The sequence below is a fragment of the Ochrobactrum sp. C6C9 genome, from assembly GCF_022627935.1.
GTDB classification, from domain to species: domain Bacteria; phylum Pseudomonadota; class Alphaproteobacteria; order Rhizobiales; family Rhizobiaceae; genus Brucella; species Brucella teleogrylli.
The window spans coordinates 13,188-31,101 of record NZ_JABXGB010000016.1; the positions used below are offsets into that span (position 1 = coordinate 13,188).

A 17,914-nucleotide genomic window follows, 5' to 3' on the forward strand; every position below is an offset into this window, starting at 1 on the left:
GGGAGGAGACATGACAACCGTTCGACTGACTGCCGCGCAAGCGCTGGTGCGTTATCTCGCGAACCAGATGACGCCGGAAGGCGACACATTCATCGCGGGTGTATGGGCTATTTTCGGTCATGGCAATGTGGCGGGGCTGGGCGAGGCGCTTTACGGCATCCGCGAGCAGTTGCCGACATGGCGCGGCCATAACGAGCAGACCATGGCCCATGCGGCCATCGCCTATACCAAGCAGCTTGGCCGCAAACGCGCCTGCGCCGTCACATCCTCCATTGGCCCCGGCGCGACCAATATGGTGACGGCGGCAGCGCTGGCCCATGTGAACCGCCTGCCCGTTCTGCTTATTCCCGGCGATGTCTTCGCCAATCGCGGCCCCGATCCCGTGCTGCAGCAGATCGAGGATTTCGACGACGGCACCATGACCGTCAACGACTGTTTCCGCCCGGTGAGCCGCTACTTCGACCGCATCACCCGACCGGAACAGCTTCTCACCGCCCTGCCCCGCGCCTTCCGCACCATGACCGATCCAGCCGATTGTGGCCCGGTGACACTCGCCTTCTGTCAGGATGTTCAGGCGGAAGCCTATGACTGGCCGCTGGAATTCTTCGCGCCGAAAGTCTGGCATTGGCGTCGCCCTCCGCCGGATGAACTGGAGCTCGCAACCGCCATCGCCGCAATCCGCAACGCATCCAAGCCTGTGATCGTCGCAGGCGGCGGCGTGCATTATTCCGGCGCGCATGAGGCTTTGAAGCAATTTGCCGAAACGCACGGCATTCCCGTCATCGAAACGCAGGCCGGTAAATCCGCACTGCCATGGGATCATCCGCTCAATTTCGGCCCGGTTGGTGTGACGGGTGCCGACAGCGCCAATGCTGTTGCCGCCGAAGCGGATCTGGTGATCGGCGTTGGCACTCGCTTTCAGGATTTCACCACCGGCTCATGGGCGCTGTTCAAGCATCCGGGCCGCAAGCTCTTGTCGCTCAACGTCCAGCCCTATGACGGGGCGAAGCACAATGCGCTGCCTTTGGTGGCGGATGCGCGGATCGGGTTGCAGGCGCTTGACACTGCGCTTTCAGGCTACAAGCGCTTGCCTGTTGACATGGGATTGAAAGACAAATGGTTTGCCGATGCCGACCGGATCACCGCTGCACCAACGGAGGGCAATGCCCTGCCCACCGACATGCAGGTCATCGGTGCCGTACAACGCCAGTCACGCGACAATACGGTTGTCATGTGCGCAGCCGGTACGATGCCGGGCGAGTTGCACCAGCTCTGGAAGGCCGGGCGCGCCATGTCCTATCACATGGAGTATGGCTTCTCCTGCATGGGCTATGAAATTGCGGGTGGCCTTGGCATCAAGATGGCTGAGCCGGACCGCGACGTCATCGTCATGGTTGGCGATGGCTCCTACATGATGGCAAACTCCGAACTCGCCACCGCCGTGATGCTGGGCCAGAAAATCACCGTTGTCCTGACGGACAATCACGGCTTTGGCTGCATCAACCGGCTGCAAATGGCCACTGGTGGCGCGGAATTCAACAATCTGCTCGACCATGCCGCCCATGTGAACCCGTCGCAGATCGACTTCGCCGCGCATGCCCGCGCCATGGGTGCGGATACACGCAAGGTTACGTCGATCACGGAGCTGGAAGCGGCCCTTGCCGAAACACGCGAAAGCCCACGCACAAGTGTGATCGTCATCGATACCGATCCCTACCCGACGCCTGACACTGGCGGCTGGTGGTGGGATGTTGCCGTGCCGGAAGTATCGGAGCGCGAACAGGTACGCGCTGCCCGCCGCGCCTATGAAGCTCAGCTGAAAGAAAGAAACTGACCGATGATCTTGTACGGCACCAATCCCATTGCCTGGTCCAATGATGACGACCGCAGCCTCGGCGCGCATATCACGCTGGATCAATGCCTGGATGAAGCGGCGAAAATCGGCTTCGACGGCATCGAAAAGGGCCATAAATTCCCGCAGGAACCACAAGCGCTCAAGGCTGTGCTGGAGCTGCGGGGATTGCGTTATGTTTCCGGCTGGCACTCGCTCAACCTGCTCGTCAATTCGGTCGAAGACGAGAAAGCCGCGATGCAGCCCGCGCTTGACCTTCTGAAGGCCATGGGCTCGAAGGTCATCATCGTCTGCGAAACCTCCAACGCCATTCACGGCGATAACGACAAGCCGCTTTCCGAACGCCCCGTGCTGGAAGAAGCGCGCTGGCCAACTTTCGGCGCTGGCGTCGAAGCGCTCGCAGCTCATGCGGCTCAACAGGGGATTGCGCTCGTTTATCATCACCATATGGGCACGATCGTGCAAAGCGAGGACGAAATCGACCTGCTGATGCACCATACTGGCCCGGCGACGAAACTCCTGCTCGACACCGGGCATTGCCTGTTTGGCGGTGGCGATCCTGAGCGCGCAGCAAAAAAGCATATGGCGCGCGTCGGCCATATCCACGCCAAGAATGTTCGCCCGACTATTGCAACCGAAGTCAGCGACCAAAGCCTTTCCTTCCTTGAAGGGGTGCGTCGCGGCGTGTTCACGGTTCCGGGCGACAAGGAAGGCGCGGTCGATTTCGTACCTGTTCTCAAGCAAGCTGCCGAACACGGCTATCAGGGCTGGCTCGTCATCGAAGCCGAACAGGACCCGGATATTCGCAACCCGTTCGAATATCAGACGCTGGGGCTGAAATCGCTGAAAGCATTCGCCAGGGACGCAGGGCTCGACAAGGGAGACTGAGACATGGCTAATCTGTTACGCAAGCCGCAAGGCACGCATGGCAAAGTCCACGACATCACGCCGGAAAGTGCCGAATGGGGTTATGTCGGTTTCGGTCTCTACCGGTTGAAACCGGGCGACACGGTCTCCGAGCGGACCGATGTCAACGAAGTCATTCTGGTGCTGGTGGAAGGCAAGGCCAAAATCACCGCATCGGGCGAAGATTTTGGCGAAATGGGCGAACGCATGAGCGTGTTCGACAAGCTGCCGCCGCATTGCGTCTATGTTCCGGCGGAAAGCGATTGGCTCGCCATAGCGACAAGCGATTGCGTCCTCGCCGTCTGCACAGCACCCGGCAAGCCCGGACGCAAGGCGCAGAAACTTGGCCCCGAAGGCCTGACGCTGGAGCAGCGCGGCAAGGGTTCCAACACGCGCTACATTCACAATATCGCGATGGAAGGCCGCGATGTTGCCGACAGCCTGCTGGTGACGGAAGTCTTCACGCCACAGGGCAACTGGTCGTCCTATCCGCCGCACCGGCATGACGAGGACAATTATCCGGATATGACCTATCTGGAGGAGACTTATTACCACCGGCTCAATCCGGCGCAGGGCTATGGCATCCAGCGCGTCTTCACCGAAGATGGCAGCCTCGATGAAACAATGGCTGTTTCAGATGGTGATGTCGTGCTGGTCCCGAAGGGGCACCACCCCTGCGGCTCGCCCTATGGCTATGAGATGTATTATCTCAACGTCATGGCCGGACCTTTGCGCAAATGGCGCTTCAAGAACCACCCCGATCACGACTGGATTTATCAGCGCGATAATCCAACCTCGTAAAAGATGAGAGCGGAAGACGGCAGTACTGTCAGTACCATAATGAAAAAAATATTTTAGGTATAAATCTAAAGAAAATCATTTTTTAGGGAATAAAATGTCGCAGCATGTTAAGATATACAACTCTGAACATAGAGCATACTTGGTTTGCCGGAGATCAACATGGGATGGAATTCACCCAGTAGAATTAAATAAAAACCCCTCAATTGAAGATTTTTACCAAACCTGGACCCTAGCTTGGCAAGATCAGCATGTCTTCATTCTCGAGATAGCACCCATTCAAGTGAATCTGTTTATGTTCGATCCCCAAAGCCCGATTAATCCTATACCAACGGCACACACCGCGTGGGCCGCCAAAACCAGCTATAAATCGCCCGTAGAACTTATATATAACGCGAAAGAAAATAGCATCAAAACAAATGCTGGAAGCTCCTCTCTGTATCTTACCAGCGACCTCAAAGAATCTTTCGCTTATTTTGATATAGAACCGCAGAAATACTGGGAAATCCAGTATGACTGGAATAAGACAATTTAATATTTGGATTTTCTTATAGTCCAACAGCCATCTTCGGATCATCTACTGCACCGGGAACGGGTACAAAAACCAAACGCGCCGCAGCCACATAGGCAATCATCAGTGCTCCAGAACGGTCGCGTATGAACGTGTCTCCCGCTACAAGCAGGTTCTCAACGATCTTCCTAACTGCCTACGGCGTGAGACGTTATTGCGACCATGAGATGGCAACCCCGCCCCTTGCGAAGGGGCTGCTTCAAAAATCATCCCGAGCTACAACTCTATTTCCTGCGTGATAACCCAATCTTGCAGATGATGAAAACAGAACCGGCAATACTGTCAGTATAATTCCATGAAAAACATCCGTATAAAGAGACAAAATTTAACAAAATCAATAGAGTTATTATGTACAAAAAAGTGAAAATATACGATAATGAAAATGAAAGCTATTTGGTCTGCGGGAGCGGGCCAGTGGGAGATGGAACGTATGACGTAACACTGGATATTGGTGGATACCAGAGTCAAACTATTTACGAGACTTGGGCTTTGGTTCCAGTAACCCCGGATGAAAATGTCTTCATTCTAAGAATGGAGCCTCTTGGGGTACATCTGATTTCATTCTCCAGTGACCCCAAAGAATTCCCCATCCTAAGGGCTGCCAAGCCCGATTTTGCGTCACCTGTGGAACTTAAGTACAACGCTAACAACAAAACGATCATCACGAATGCTGGAAGCGCTTCTCTGTATCTTTCCAGCGCTGCAAAAGATGAGGTTGTTTACTTCACACCTGACGTAGCAACTCCCTGGGAAATCCAATATATCTGAAAGAAAGCCCCGGAAATCCGGAGCCTCTCTTATGGTCCCGCAATTCTCTTCTGATCATCCGCTGCACCAATGCCAGGGACGGCATTGCATATCGTGCGTGGTGGATTGAGCATCGGAGCTATGAAAAAGAAAATGGCGGCTCGAAAGCCGCCTTTTTCAATTTCAAGAGCGAGACCGGTTAGCCGATTGCCATCAGGCTGGCATTGCCGCCTGCAGCCGTCGTGTTGATCGAGGTCGAGACCTCTTCCAAAAGCCAGTTGAGGCAGTAAGCATCGTCCTTGGCGGCCAGTTCTTCCGTCGATGCGGCCTGCGTCAGAACCAATGGTCCCGGCAGCCCCGCGATCTTCTGGTTGACCTCAAGAATGCGCGCACTGTCACCTTCGACAAGTGCACCGGCGAAAGGCGCATCCGCCTGCCAGTCCTTGCTCCAGCCGATGCGGGCGGCAACGCTGGCTGGCAAGTCTTTCAGGCTGGCCTGCAAGCCGGAAGCCGCATCGATTGCCGCCGTGTTGCCGGTGGCAAGCGCTGCTGTCAGCTGGCGATAGAGACCTATCTCGGTCTGCGGCACCAGCAGGATGCGACCACGCGGATGCAGCGCATAGAGGTTGCGTTCACCAACCGGACCCGGCAGCTCGATATCGAGACCGAGCGCCGAAACGCTGCCCGTCTCACGCGCTGCCTGCGCCAGATCGTTCATGCCGCGCTGGCCAAGCCACTTCGCGAAATCCTTGAGCGCTGCATCGGTGTGTACCGAGCTATGGCGCGGCGGGATCGGAGCGGTATCAACCAGACGTCCGAGATAGAGCGGACCACCCGCCTTCGGGCCGGTGCCGGACAGGCCGCGGCCACCGAACGGCTGAACGCCGACAATCGCACCGATGACGTTGCGGTTGATATAGATGTTACCGACGCGGATACGGTCGGCGACATTGGCGATGGTTTCATCAAGGCGCGTATGCAGACCGAAGGTCAGACCATAGCCCGTGGCGTTGATATCATCGATCAGGCGCTCCATGTCGTCGCGCTTGTAGCGCACCACATGCAGAACCGGGCCGAACACTTCACGCTTCAGATCGCGCAGCGTTTCGATTTCGATGATGGTCGGCGCAACATAGGTGCCCTTGGCCGTTTCCGGTCCCAGCGGAAGCTGCTCGACCTTGCGGCCAAGCTCACGCATGCCCTGAATGTGCTTTTCGATGATGCTCTTGGCTTCATCGGTGATGACCGGGCCGATATCAACCTTCAGCTTGTCGGTGCGCCCTATGGACAATTCGCGCAGCGCGCCCTTGAGCATGACCAGAATGCGGTCGGCCACATCTTCCTGCAGGCAAAGCACACGCAGCGCCGAGCAGCGCTGACCGGCACTGTCGAAGGCAGAAGCGATCACGTCGAAGACAACCTGTTCGGCCAGAGCCGAAGAATCGACGATCATGGCGTTCTGGCCGCCGGTTTCGGCGATCAGCGGGATCGGTTTGCCGTTTGGCAGCAGGCGCGAAGCAAGCTGCGCCTGAATGAGTCGCGCAACTTCCGTCGAGCCAGTGAACATCACGCCGCAGGTTTCCGACGCTGCAACCAGTGCCGCACCGATGCGACCATCGCCCGGCAGGAGCTGAAGCGCGTCAGCGGGAATACCGGCTTCGTGCAGGATACGCACGCCCTGCGCTGCGATCAGCGGCGTTTCCTCAGCAGGCTTCGCCAGAACCGGATTGCCAGCGACAAGCGCGGCTGCAATCTGGCCGGTGAAGATAGCGAGCGGGAAGTTCCACGGGCTGATGCAGATGATTGGACCGAGCGCCTTATGCGCAACGCCAAATGTGCGGCGGGTCTGTTCGGCATAATAGCGCAGGAAGTCGATGGCTTCGCGCACTTCGGCAATGGCGTTCGGCATGGACTTGCCCGCTTCACGCATCACGAGGCCGAGCAGTTCCGGCATGTCGCGCTGCATGATGTCGGCAGCGCGATCAAGGCAAGCGGCGCGTTCGGTGGGCGCAACGGCGGACCAGCTTGCAGTCGCCGTCTTTGCAATGGCCATCGCCTTGGCAACATCAGCGGCGTCGATTTCCGTGACCGTGCCGACAACGTCTTCGTGGTCGCCGGGGTTGAGAACCGGGCGGCTTGCGCCCTTTACCTTGACGCCTGCAACCTGCGGCTCGGACGTCCAGCTGCGATCTGCCGTCGCTTCAAGCTTCTTGCTCAGCGCATCGAGCGTCACTTCGTTGGACAGGTCGAAACCGGCGGAATTCTGGCGAGCGCCATAGAGACCTTCCGGCAGCGCAATCTGGTCATGGCGCGCACCGACGACGGCCATGGAGCGCACGACCTCGACCGGATCGGCGACCAGCTCATCAACGGACACATTTTCATCGCCAATGCGATTGACGAAGGATGAGTTCGCGCCGTTTTCGAGCAGGCGGCGCACCAGATAGGCCAGCAGTGTTTCATGCGTGCCAACCGGCGCATAAATGCGGGCCGGACGGCCAAGCTTGGACGGGCCGACAACTTCGTCATAAAGCGGCTCACCCATGCCGTGCAGGCACTGGAATTCGAACTTGCCGGTTTTGAAATCCTGGCCGGCGATGTGATAGATCGTCGCCAGCGTCTGCGCATTGTGGGTCGCGAACTGCGGGAAGACGGCATCGGTTGCCGCCAGCAGCTTGCGAGCGCAGGCAATGTAGGAAACGTCGGTGTGCACCTTGCGGGTATAGACCGGGAAGTCTTCCAGACCGTCCACCTGCGCGCGCTTGATTTCGGCGTCCCAATAAGCGCCCTTCACCAGACGCACCATGACACGGCGCTTGTTCTGGCGGGCCAGATCGATGATGAAATCGAGCACGAACGGGCAGCGCTTGCCATAGGCCTGCACCACGAAGCCGATGCCTTCCCAATCGGCCAGATCCGGATCTTCGATCAGGCTCTGCAACAGATCGAGAGACAGTTCCAGACGGTCAGCTTCTTCGGCGTCAATGTTCAGACCGATATTGTAGGACTTGGCGATGGCCGCGAGTGCCTTCACCTTCGGCAGCAATTCACCCATGACGCGTTCGCTCTGCGAGCGGACATAACGCGGATGCAGCGCCGAAAGCTTGATGGAAATGCCGGGGCCGTCATAGATGCCGCGACCAGCGGAAGCGCGGCCAATGGCATGAATGGCGGTTTCGTAATCCTTGTAGTAGCGCTCGGCGTCGGCAGCGGTGGTCGCGGCCTCGCCCAGCATATCGTAGGAGTAACGGAAGCCGCGTTCTTCGAGCGGCTTGGCGCGCTTCAGCGCTTCATCAATGGTTTCGCCGGTGACGAACTGCTCGCCCATCATGCGCATGGCCATATCGACGCCACGGCGGATAACCGGCTCGCCGCAGCGGGCGATCAGGCGCGTCAACGCAGCCGAAAGGCCGCGATCATTGACGGTGTTGGTCAGCTTACCGGTGACGACGAGGCCCCAGGTGGCAGCATTGACGAACAGCGAGCGACCGCCGCCGATATGGGACTTCCAGTCGCCGTTGGAAATCTTGTCGCGAATAAGCGCGTCGCGGGTCGCCATGTCTGGAATACGCAGCAGCGCTTCGGCAAGGCACATCAGCGCCACGCCTTCCTGGCTCGACAGCGAATATTCATGCACCAGACCTTCAACGCCGGTGCCCTTGTGCTTGGCGCGCAGCGCCTCGATCAGCTTGCGCGCCGTTGCGCGCACCGCCTTGCGGGTTTCATCCGGCAGTGTCGCCTGCTCAACCAGAGCCGTCACGCATTCCGCTTCCGAACGACGATAGGCGCTCGTGATGATCTGACGCAGAGCGCTCTGCTCGCGGATCGGCGGCGCAAAATTCTGGAAAACCGGATTTGTGGGAGCTGGAATTTTATCGGTCATGGTGCAAGGCTCGCAAAAGAGAACAGGCCCGGGCGTAACGCCCAGTTTACCTCTGTTTTATTTGGGTGCACACTATCATCGGCGCAAATTGCATTCTGCCTTGATTTGAACCATATAAAGGAAAAACGATCTTATTATCGCGATCTATAAAGGCAAAATGAATGCGAAAGATAGAGTCTATAGACGATCTGGATCAGTTCGACCGGCGCATTCTGGAAGTTCTCAGCGAAGACGGCAGAATTCCGGTAACCGAGCTGTCTAAAAAGGTCGGTCTTTCCAAGACGCCATGTCAGGCGCGACTGAAAAGGCTGGTCGATGAAGGCTATATTCTGGGCTTTCGCGCGGCTATCGATCCGGAGAAACTTGGCATCGATCACATCGCCTTCACGACGGTCAAACTGTCCGACACACGCGAGGCGGCGCTCAACGCCTTCAACACGGCGGTGCGCAAGATACGCGAGGTGGAAGAGTGCCACATGATCGCGAGCTCGTTCGATTATCTTTTGAAAGTGCGTACACCAAATATCCGTCGCTATCGCGAAGTGCTGGGCGAGAAGATTTCCAGCCTGCCCAATGTGGCAAGCACATCGACCTTCGTGGTGATGGAATCCGTCAAGGACAATCGCCCCGTCAGAGTCTATCCGGGCGCGATCTGACCAAAAGAAAATGGCGGGCATTGCCCGCCATTTTCATTTTCCATTACTGGAACGGATTAGTTCAGGCCAAGCGTGCCGCGCAGCGTGGACAGGTCTTCGGCCAGCGTCGTCACCGGACCGGCAAGCGCCTTGCGGTCGTCTTCCGACAGCTTGTCATAGGTTTCGTAGCCGTCGCCCTTCTTGTACTTGGCAAGAATATCGTCAACGGTCTTGAAGTTGGCTTCGACCTTCTTGATCAGGTCAGGATTTTCCTTCTCGATCAGCGGCTTGAACAACTCGACAATCTTCTGCGCGCCATCGACATTGGCCTTGAAATCCCAAAGGTCGGTGTGGCTGTAACGGTCTTCTTCGCCGGAAATCTTGCCAGCAGCCACTTCCTCCATGAGTGCGGCTGCACCGCCCACGACCTTTTCGGGCGGAACAGTCAGGTCTTTTACACGCTTCTGGAGTTCCAGAACATCGGCATAGAGCTTGTCCGCAAAAGGCGTCAGGCCATCGGTCGTGTTCTGTGCGAACAGGCCATATTCGAGGCGGTGGAAGCCGGTGAAATCTTCCGACTTCTCGCCATTCTCATGATCGTCGGCGCGGCTATCGATGGATGCATCGAGATCCGCGAAAAGTTCGGCAATCGGCTCGATCTTTTCATAGGAGACGCGCGAGGACGGATAGAGTTCTTTGGCCTTCGCCAGATCGCCAGCCTTGATCGCATCCGTGAAAGCCTTGGTGTCCTTCACCAGAATGTCGAGGTGCTCCTGCACATAGACCTTGTAGTCGGCAATCGGCTGGACGAGATCCAGCGGCGAAACCTCGGCCTTGGCAGCGCCGAAGCTGAGCGAGAGCGCGACGGCGCAAGCCGAAGCAAGCCCAGAAACATACAGGGGCAGACGATACTTCATGTTTAGCCTCTCCATGATGATGGACAGAGCGCTCCGGCCTCAACCGTCAAAACGCTCTGTCATCTTGTTTGTGCATTTCTCCAAACAGCTTGGGCAGTTGTGGGGGAAATGCCTCCACCTCACCCGCGGGCGTTTTGCGGCCCGCTCGCCGCAAGCAATCCACGCGCGTAATAGTCCTGATCGTCCGTCACGCCCGGCAGCGCGAAGAAATATCCGCCGCCGATGGGCTTGATATATTCTTCCAGCGGCTCGCCATTGAGGCGGTTCTGGACCGTGATGAAACCTTTTTCGAGGTTGGCCTGATAGGCAATGAACAGCAGCCCCATATCGAGCTGGCCCGACTTGGTGACACCGTTCGAATAGTTGAACGGACGGCGCAGGATCAGGTTCTCATGCGCCTTGGCATCACGCGGATTGGCCAAACGGATATGCGAATCCATCGGCGTGACCTTGCCATCGTGATCCTTGGCAAAATCCGGCACATCGGCTTCTGTCTTACCGTCGAACGGCGCACCGCTATCCTTGCGACGACCGAAAATCGTCTCCTGCTCCTGCAATGGCGTGCGGTCCCAGCGCTCCACCATATTGCGGATGATGCGCACCGCGACATAGCTGCCATTGGCGGCCCAATCCGGCTCGTCGCTTTCCTTCTGCACCCAGACAACCTGCTGCATCAGTTTCTTGTCGGATGCATCCGGATTGGCCGACCCATCGCGGAAACCGAGGAAGTTACGCGCGCTTTCCTTGGCTTTCGGCGAATGCGGCGGCTGCACCGGCACAGTGCCTTCCTGCTTCCAGCGCACCATCAGCAAGTCCGGCATATTCTTCATAATATCGCGAAGCGCGTGAATATTGGTGTCCGGCGTGTTGGAGCAGAACTGGATCATCAGATCGCCATGGCAGATGTCCTTCTGCAAGGCATCGTTGGGGAAGCCGGTCATGCGCTGAAGGCGCTTCGGTCTCATCGGCTTCAGGCCGAAACGGTCATCGAACAGCGAATTGCCGAGCGCGACCGTTATCGTCAAATTGTCCGGCGTCACCGTCGGGCCGAGAATGCCTGAATCAGACGGCGGAAATTTTGCGTCGAGCACCGGCGGCTCGCCGCCCTTCATGAGAAAGGCAGCGCGCTCGGTCAGGAGTTTGAACATGCGCTCAAGTTCACCGCGATCCCGCGCCAGAACATCGAAGGCGGCAACCAGGCCAGCCGCCGGACGCGCATTGACAATGCCCGGCTGGTGAACGCCATGGAACGGCTGGCTTTCGTGAATTTTGTCGCTTTCCGGCGCGTTGGTCACGCTGTCGGAAGACAGTGCATGGGCCGGTTGCGGGTTCAACACGCCCGCCACCGCGCCGGCAACGCCGGTTGCCCCAGCGCCCAGCAGCAATGCGCGGCGTGAAGGTGAAACAGGATTATCGGTTTTCAAAAATTTCTTGGTCATTAATCCACTCCCAATTGATCGCGGAGTTTAGAGAATTGGGCGGCGAGCGAAGCGGCACCGTCCTTGATCTTCGCCTTTTCATCAGACGAAAGATTGTCATAGGTCTTGAAACCATTGCCTTCGGCATTGGCGCTCAAAAGAGCGTTCACCGCAGCCAGTTCCTTGTCGATGCCTTCAAATGCCTTCGCATCGACCTTGTCCACGATGGGACGCAACACATCCACCGTCTTGGCCGCGCCTTCAACGAGACCGGCGAATGCGTGCAGATCGGTGTGGGCATAGCGGTCTTCACCCGTATCGCCCGCCGTCGAAGCAAAGCGATTAAGCGCCGATGCAGTGCCTGCCAGCATGCGATCCGGCGAAATGCGCAGGGCGCGAATACGCTCCTTCAAGGCACCGGCATCCTGCGCCAGCTTAGTCGCGACCGGAGCCAGACCGTCTGCCGATTTCTGCTCGAACAGCCCGTATTCGATACGATGCAGGCCGCCAAAAGCAGCATCCTGCTCACGCTTTTCAAAATAATCAGCGCGCGCATTGATGGCCGTATCGAGATCGGAGAAGGCTTCGGAAACCGGCGCAATGCGGGCATAGGCGGCGCGGGCCGGACCATAGGCTGCCTGCGCTGCTTCCAGATTGCCGCTGGTGACAGCAGCCGACAGATCGCCTGTCTCCTTCTGGAATTCAGCCACTTCTGCTGCAAGATAAATCTGGTATTCCGCCAGCGCGCCGATGAAGGCGGTCAGTGGCAGCTTCTTGCCCTTCTCGGCATCGCTGGCAGCGGACGGCGTCACCGTCAGCTTGCCACGCGGGTTGGACAGCAGGCCGCAGGTGATCTGATATTCGCCGGGCGCAAGCTTTGCCGTGATTGTCTGCTTGAAACCGGGCGCGATATTTTCGCGCTCTTCCAGCACCATGACGCCATCCAGAATTTCCCACTCGACGGTGCGGTCGGACTTGTTGACGATCTCGAACACCGAGCGGCCCGCCGGAACGGACAACTCGTTCGGCTCGCAGCTTTTGGCATTGATCGCCACCTGAATTTTGCCTTCTGCATCGGCATGGCGCGCCTTGTCCGAAACGCGGGAGGCGTAATAGAAGGCCGCCCCCGCCGCCACGAGCAGCAGCACGGCCAGCACCAGCCCGATGCGAACCAGATTGCGGGAGAAAGGTTCGGTGGCTTTAGGGTTCGTCATGAAAAATCTCTTCGACTAAGCGCTATGCTTGGCCTCAGCGCCCTGAACAGGCGCGGAGGATGGCATCAGGAAAAGAACGAGTGCTGGAACAAGGAAGGCGACATAGGCCACGACTTCGCTAACCGTCGGCGTTGCGATATAGCCGAAGATACCGGCCAGAACCGAACCGAGCGTGCTGTCCAGCGGTAGAATGTCGCTTGCGTCGAAAACCACCGTCTGGAAATGGTTCCAGAGACCGGCTTCGTGCAACGCCATCACCGAATTGGCCAGAATACCGGCGGCGATAATCAGGATGAAAACGCCAGTCCAGCGGAAGAAACGGCGCAGATTGAGCTTCAAACCACCCTTGAAGATGGCATAGCCGACGACAGCGGCAAGCAGCACACCCAGAAGCGCACCGAGCGGGGCGGCAGCGCCTTCGCTTTGCTGGAATGCGGCCAGCAGGAAGAAGACCGACTCCAGCCCCTCGCGGGCAACAGCGAAAAACACCATCAGGATAAGGCCGACGCCCTTATGCGTCGGCGTTTCAAAAGCAGCGTCGATGGAATGATGCAGCTCGGCCTTGATCGAGCGCGCTGCCTTGCGCATCCAGAACACCATGGAAGTCAGCACGAAAACGGCGATCAATCCAATGATGGCTTCGAACAGTTCCTGCGCCTTTTGCGGAAACTCTGCGCTCAGAATTTGCAGGATCGCGCCAACGGTCAGCGACATGGCAAGCGCCAGAAGAATGCCGATCCAGACAACGGGCATCCAGGCGCTGCGTCCCGTCTGATGCAGATAGCTCGCGATGATACCAACGATCAGCGCTGCCTCCACGCCTTCGCGGAACATGATGAGAAACGGTACGAGCATTTCGTTCTATCCAAACAGACAGAGAAACCGGCCCGCCCCTTTTGACCAGTTCTCGATCAGCCTAAGCCTTCGTCAATTGGTCACCTTTTATAATTAGCTTACACCCACTGCAAGACAAATGAACATGACCACGCTAGGAATGTTTTAGAATTATTCTAACGATTTCATGCGTTTATGGGAGCAATTAAGGCACGGCTGACGAACCGCGGCAGACAGGCCGGGGCGACTCACGCCCTATCCCACGGAAAAGATTTTGAATTTTTCTGTGCCGCAACCTGAACCGAAATGAAACACAACCCCCGTTTGCATTGCGGTAGCGCGATCATAAACCCGTGAAAAAGTTCATAATCTTCCGAAATCGACAAAAAAAGTCGACTAAGGGGTTGAACAATGCGGCTGACTGATCCATATCGGGGTTACTTACCGCTGTGCCTCCTCCCATTGCGCGCGGTAAGTGTTCCCCTCTGGAGGTTTGCCCAAGTGGCACCTTCATAACTAAGCCGGACTTCCTAGTCCGGCTCTTTTTTTGCCTGAATTCCTGTAGCGCCAAATAAAAGAAGCTCCACCGCAGTAGAGCTTCAATATTTGAATTATAATAAATGCTTCACATTCTCGGGAAGCATACATTCTCACCGTAATGATCAAAACAACACAATTTCTCGCCGTAGCGCCAGCACTGTAATGTGGATTCTAATCTGGCAGCATTATCCTTCGCGAACGCCGCTCTGGAAGAAAAGCCGATAAAGATCGGAAAGAGAGACAAGACTAAAACTATTATCTTCATGATAAATCCGTCCGATATGTTTTCTTCTATTTGCGATCAGCAGATAATTGCAAAAGCGGCGTTTTCTGAAAACCCCAACAAACCGGACAGAAAAAAGCGCCGCATTTCTGCGGCGCCTTCGTGTTTTCAGTCATCCAACTGGCAATCAACCGTAGGCTGCAACCGGCGGGCACGAGCAGATGAGGTTTCTGTCGCCGCCGACATTGTCCACGCGGCTGACCGGCGGCCAGTATTTTGCCGTGGCGTCGAATTCGCCGCCCAAGGCAATGGCCGGGAACACCGCTTCCTCACGGGTGTAAGGATGCGTCCATTCGCTGGCCAGCGTATCGCCTGCCGTGTGCGGTGCGTTGGCAAGAGGATTGTCATCCTGCGGCCAGACACCCTCGGCGATCTTCTTCGCCTCACCAGCAATGGCAATCATAGCGTCGCAGAGACGGTCGATTTCCGACTTCGGCTCGGATTCTGTCGGCTCGATCATCAGCGTACCCGCAACCGGCCACGACATGGTCGGCGCATGGAAACCATAGTCGATGAGGCGCTTGGCCACATCTTCCACGGTTACGCCCGCGCTATCCTTGAGAACACGCGTATCCACGATGCACTCATGCGCCACGCGGTCATGCGCGCCCGTATAAAGGATCGGATAAGCGTCCTTCAAGCGATGCGCGATGTAGTTGGCATTGAGGATCGCAGCTTCGGTCGCCTTTTTAAGACCTGCACCGCCCATCATGCGGATATACATCCACGTAATGACCAGAATAGACGCGCTGCCGAAGGGAGCTGCCGAAACGGCGTGCTTGGAACCAAGATCAACGTGGCCTGGCAGATAAGGCACCAGATGTTTGGCAACGCCGATCGGACCGACACCCGGACCGCCGCCGCCATGCGGAATGCAGAAGGTCTTGTGCAGGTTCATATGGCAGACATCGGCGCCGATATCGCATGGACGCGCAAGGCCAACGAGTGCATTGAGGTTTGCGCCGTCGAAATAGACCTGACCGCCATTGTCATGGACGATTTCGCAGAAAGCCTTGATGCCTTCTTCGAACACGCCATAGGTCGACGGATAGGTGATCATGAAGGCGGCAAGATTATCGCGATGCTTCTCGGCCTTGGCCTTGAGGTCATCGATATCGATGTCGCCATCCGGGCGGCAATTGACCACGACAACGCTCATGCCTGCCATCGAGGCGCTGGCCGGATTGGTGCCATGCGCAGACGACGGGATCAGGCAAATGTTGCGATGACCTTCACCACGCGACTGGTGATAGTGGCGGATGGCCAAGAGACCGGCATATTCGCCCTGGCTGCCCGCATTCGGCTGCAGCGAAACACCTGCAAAGCCGGTGATTTCGCAAAGCCATGCTTCGACGTCAGCCGTCATCTTCGCATAGCCTTCGGTCTGTGCCGCAGGTGCGAAGGGATGCAGGTTCGCAACCGTGTTCCAGCTCACCGGCATCATTTCTGCCGCCGCATTGAGCTTCATGGTGCAGGAACCAAGCGGGATCATCGCGCGGTCAAGCGCCAGATCCTTGTCGGCCAGACGACGCAGGAAGCGCATCATCTCGGTTTCCGAACGGTGCGAATGGAACACATCCTGCGTCAGGAAGCCCTCACCGCGTCCCTTGCCCGGAACGAGAACCGCGTCGCCTTCGACTACCTTCGCGCCGAACAGAACGGCGAGTGCCGCAAGATCGTCTTCGGTCGAGGTTTCGTCGAAGGTCACGCCAACCGTGTCGGCATCGATGATGCGCAGCAGACGACCGCCCTTGTCGGCCTCGTCAGCGATTTTCGCAGCCTTGCCGGCGACCTTGACCGAAACCGTATCGAACAGGCTTTCGCCTGCGATTTCGACACCAGCGGCCTTGAGACCGGCAGCAAAACGGGCAGCAAGAGCGGCAATGCGTGTGGCAATCGCCTGCAAACCAGCCGGACCGTGCCAGATGGCATAGGATGCAGCCATATTGGCGAGCAGCGCCTGCGCAGTGCAGATGTTCGAGGTCGCCTTATCGCGACGGATGTGCTGTTCGCGGGTCTGGAGCGCCAGCCGATAGGCCGCGCGGCCATGCGCATCGACCGACTGGCCGACAATGCGGCCCGGAATGATGCGGGTGAGCGGCTCGGACACGGCGAGATAAGCGGCATGCGGGCCGCCAAAGCCCATCGGCACGCCGTAACGCTGCATGGAACCGACAGCCATGTCGGCACCCCATTTGACAGGAGCTTCCATGATGGTCAGCGCCAGCGGATCGGCAACGGCGATAACCAGCGCACCCTTGGCTTTTGCATCGGCGATAACGCCGGTGAAGTTGCCATAAACGCCCTTGGTATCCGGCCACGGCACGATGACCGCAGCGGTGTTGTCATCGACAGTGCTGCCAGCTTCAACCAGCCAGCCGAGCGGCTCGGCGCGCGTGTTGACGACATCGACGGTCTGCGGATGCAGATCGCCCGCCAGAAGCACGCGGCTGCGCTTGTCGCGATGATGACGGCAGGCAACGCCGACAGCTTCCGCAACGGCGGTTGCTTCATCGAGCAGCGAGGCGCAGGCAACCGGCAGGCCGGTCAGCTCGGCAACCAGCGTCTGGAAGTGGAACAGCAGCTCCAGACGGCCCTGGCTGATTTCCGACTGGTAAGGCGTATAAGCCGTGTACCAGGCTGGATTTTCAAACAGATTGCGCTGGATCACCGGCGGCGTATGCACGCCATGATAGCCCGCACCGATGAAGCTCTTCTTCACCACGTTGCGGCCCATGATTTCATTCAATTCGGCCAGCGCCGCATGTTCGCTCAACGGCGCTGGCAAATCCAGAGCGCGGTTGAGACGGATGGACGCCGGAACGGCCTGCGTGATGAGGGTTTCCATGGAAGGAAGGCCGAGCGCGGCCAGCATGGCGCGCTCGTCTTCAATTCTCGGCCCGATATGACGGGCAACAAAGGGAAGAACCTGCTGGGTCATCGCTTTATCCTACCAGAGCGTCGTAACCGGCCTTGTCGAGCAGACCGGAAAGCTGGCCTTCATCCGAAAGCTTCAGCTTGAACAGCCAGCCATCGCCTTCGGCAGCCTGATTGATCAGAGCCGGATCGGACGACACGGCTTCGTTGACTTCCACCACTTCGCCGTCAACCGGCGCATAAACGTCGGAAGCGGCCTTGACCGATTCCACAACCACGACGCCCTCGCCCTTGGAAACGGTGCGACCGACTTCCGGCAGCTCGACGAAAACGAGGTCGCCCAGCTGTTCCTGTGCGTGGATCGTTATGCCGACAGTGGCGACGCCGTTTTCGACGCTGATCCACTCGTGATCTTCGGTGAACAGGATTTTGGCCATGG

The 17,914-nt window shown here is 57.7% G+C and carries 13 protein-coding genes and 1 pseudogene; 6 read left to right on the plus strand and 8 right to left on the minus strand.

The genetic code is table 11. From position 1 onward, the window contains the following. The first annotated feature begins 10 nt into the window (after nucleotides 1-10). From iolD to HWD97_RS14045, 4 genes are all read left to right on the plus strand, one after another. Nucleotides 11-1,834: a 3D-(3,5/4)-trihydroxycyclohexane-1,2-dione acylhydrolase (decyclizing) gene (gene iolD, locus HWD97_RS14030; RefSeq protein WP_121538227.1), complete on the plus strand. Its 1,824-nt coding sequence runs from the start codon at nucleotides 11-13 to the stop codon at nucleotides 1,832-1,834. A gap of 3 nt (nucleotides 1,835-1,837) precedes the next feature. Continuing rightward, nucleotides 1,838-2,740 carry a myo-inosose-2 dehydratase gene (iolE, locus tag HWD97_RS14035; RefSeq protein WP_121538225.1) on the plus strand — a complete coding sequence of 301 codons (903 nt, stop codon included), beginning with the start codon at nucleotides 1,838-1,840 and terminating at the stop codon, nucleotides 2,738-2,740. Between the two features lie 3 nt (nucleotides 2,741-2,743). Continuing rightward, on the plus strand, nucleotides 2,744-3,559 hold the full coding sequence (iolB, locus tag HWD97_RS14040) for a 5-deoxy-glucuronate isomerase (protein ID WP_109367196.1): 816 nt from the start codon (nucleotides 2,744-2,746) through the stop codon (nucleotides 3,557-3,559). A 94-nt stretch (nucleotides 3,560-3,653) separates the two neighbouring features. After that, nucleotides 3,654-4,091, plus strand: coding sequence for a hypothetical protein (locus HWD97_RS14045; RefSeq protein WP_109367195.1), 438 nt, complete (start codon nucleotides 3,654-3,656; stop codon nucleotides 4,089-4,091). A gap of 67 nt (nucleotides 4,092-4,158) precedes the next feature. Here HWD97_RS14045 and HWD97_RS14050 read toward each other — a convergent pair. Continuing rightward, nucleotides 4,159-4,260 (minus strand): annotated as a pseudogene (locus HWD97_RS14050) (inositol monophosphatase); the annotation flags it as partial. A 215-nt stretch (nucleotides 4,261-4,475) separates the two neighbouring features. Here HWD97_RS14050 and HWD97_RS14055 point away from each other — a divergent pair. Further along, nucleotides 4,476-4,895 carry a hypothetical protein gene (locus HWD97_RS14055; RefSeq protein ID WP_109367194.1) on the plus strand — a complete coding sequence of 140 codons (420 nt, stop codon included), beginning with the start codon at nucleotides 4,476-4,478 and terminating at the stop codon, nucleotides 4,893-4,895. Between the two features lie 178 nt (nucleotides 4,896-5,073). Here HWD97_RS14055 and putA read toward each other — a convergent pair whose 3' ends face one another. Beyond that, entirely contained in the window at nucleotides 5,074-8,757 is a 3,684-nt protein-coding gene (gene putA, locus HWD97_RS14060; protein WP_109367193.1) for a trifunctional transcriptional regulator/proline dehydrogenase/L-glutamate gamma-semialdehyde dehydrogenase, read from the minus strand. Between the two features lie 161 nt (nucleotides 8,758-8,918). Here putA and HWD97_RS14065 point away from each other — a divergent pair, with 161 nt between their 5' ends. Continuing rightward, nucleotides 8,919-9,413 carry an Lrp/AsnC family transcriptional regulator gene (locus HWD97_RS14065; protein ID WP_109367192.1) on the plus strand — a complete coding sequence of 165 codons (495 nt, stop codon included), beginning with the start codon at nucleotides 8,919-8,921 and terminating at the stop codon, nucleotides 9,411-9,413. A gap of 56 nt (nucleotides 9,414-9,469) precedes the next feature. Here the strand turns inward: HWD97_RS14065 and efeO (HWD97_RS14070) are convergent, their stop codons facing one another. The 6 genes from efeO (HWD97_RS14070) to gcvH form a co-directional block, all read right to left on the minus strand. Beyond that, nucleotides 9,470-10,309 (minus strand): iron uptake system protein EfeO, encoded by an 840-nt coding sequence (gene efeO / locus HWD97_RS14070; protein ID WP_109367191.1) that lies wholly within the window; start codon nucleotides 10,307-10,309, stop codon nucleotides 9,470-9,472. A gap of 119 nt (nucleotides 10,310-10,428) precedes the next feature. After that, entirely contained in the window at nucleotides 10,429-11,748 is a 1,320-nt protein-coding gene (gene efeB, locus HWD97_RS14075; RefSeq protein ID WP_109367190.1) for an iron uptake transporter deferrochelatase/peroxidase subunit, read from the minus strand. Beyond that, nucleotides 11,748-12,941 carry an iron uptake system protein EfeO gene (gene efeO / locus HWD97_RS14080; protein WP_109367189.1) on the minus strand — a complete coding sequence of 398 codons (1,194 nt, stop codon included), beginning with the start codon at nucleotides 12,939-12,941 and terminating at the stop codon, nucleotides 11,748-11,750. The genes efeB and efeO (HWD97_RS14080) overlap by 1 nt, the downstream gene beginning before the upstream one ends. 15 nt (nucleotides 12,942-12,956) lie before the next feature. Further along, nucleotides 12,957-13,796, minus strand: a complete 840-nt coding sequence (gene efeU, locus HWD97_RS14085) for an iron uptake transporter permease EfeU (RefSeq protein ID WP_109367188.1) — start codon at nucleotides 13,794-13,796, stop codon at nucleotides 12,957-12,959. Between the two features lie 929 nt (nucleotides 13,797-14,725). After that, nucleotides 14,726-17,539 (minus strand): aminomethyl-transferring glycine dehydrogenase, encoded by a 2,814-nt coding sequence (gene gcvP / locus HWD97_RS14090; protein WP_109367187.1) that lies wholly within the window; start codon nucleotides 17,537-17,539, stop codon nucleotides 14,726-14,728. A 4-nt stretch (nucleotides 17,540-17,543) separates the two neighbouring features. Then, nucleotides 17,544-17,912 carry a glycine cleavage system protein GcvH gene (gcvH, locus tag HWD97_RS14095; RefSeq protein ID WP_109367186.1) on the minus strand — a complete coding sequence of 123 codons (369 nt, stop codon included), beginning with the start codon at nucleotides 17,910-17,912 and terminating at the stop codon, nucleotides 17,544-17,546. Between the last annotated feature and the right edge of the window lie 2 nt (nucleotides 17,913-17,914).